The sequence below is a fragment of the Paenibacillus sp. JT22N12 genome (genome assembly GCF_056269365.1).
This window is the reverse complement of sequence record NZ_JBWDNU010000040.1, coordinates 1-1,038: the sequence shown is the minus strand read 5'-3', so window position 1 is coordinate 1,038 and position 1,038 is coordinate 1. Positions and strand designations below refer to the sequence as shown.

General features: G+C 44.8%; 1 protein-coding gene. It reads right to left on the bottom strand.

What is annotated here, in order from left to right; all coding sequences use genetic code 11:
• Positions 1–135 precede the first annotated feature (135 nt).
• Positions 136–1,038: IS110 family RNA-guided transposase (locus AC0YOA_RS38050; RefSeq protein WP_475790947.1), on the bottom strand; the 903-nt coding region annotated here is incomplete at its 5' end.

The following is a 1,038-nucleotide window of genomic DNA, read 5'->3' as shown; positions in this document are numbered from 1 at the left end:
CTATACCAGCTAATAGGTTGTCAATATTTAATTATTAATGAGCCAAACGAGGGATGTTATACTGGTAAAAGGGAATGGCAAATAACCGTCCCTTAGATTTTGGGAAGGTGTTCCTCAATGTCTAAGTATTTCTTTTTAGTCTAAGCAGAAGGTTTCTTTCTTGGTTAAGATTGCATATATCCAGTGGATCCGTTTATTTGCACAAGCGAATACAGTTACTTTAAACAATTTGCCCTCTGCACGCTTTTTATCGTAGTAAGCCCTTAATTTTTTATTGCGTGAGCTTCGTATTCCACACCGAACAGCTTGATATAAGGCTGTCCGGAGCCTCCTGGAACCGCGTTTGGTGATTGAATTTTGGGTTCCAGTAAACTTGCCGGAAGAGAAGACACTTGGATCAATACCGGCAAACGCAACTAGCTTTTTTGCGTGATCAAACCGATCGATTTCCCCGATCTCAGCTAAAATTGTTGCCGCAATTTTGGTGCCAATGCCGGGTATCGATTGGATTAAATCATACTCCAGTAATTCTTCAGCCAGGGCCTCTATTGATTTATCGAGTTTCGCTAGATGCTCCTGGTATTGAAGAAGTAAATGAATGAACAGCTCCAATGAGATTAAATGACTCGGAAAAGCGGTCTCCCTGAAGGGGTTTCGCTCTGCTGCAGCCATTAGTTTCTGTGCACGTTCCAGCGACCACCGGTTCGAGCCGACATGTCCGACAAGGCGTTGTATGATCGACGTAACAGTCTCCTCGGACATTGCCAGCACGGATTGAGACGTTGGATATTGGGCCAGGAAACGAAGCGACACCTTAGAATAAAGGTCGCCAAACACGCCATGATACTCCGGAAAGACCTGATCCAATACCGCTTGAAATTGCAGCTTTACCTGGACAACCATTTCCGTCAGTGACTCATGTTGCCGTGTCAGGTAGCGCAGATTCATCAGATACTGACCACGTTTTTTGTAGGGCTCCAACTCTTCTTTGTAGAATAATTCCCCCAGCTGGTACGCGTCAGCAGCATCCGTTTTCAC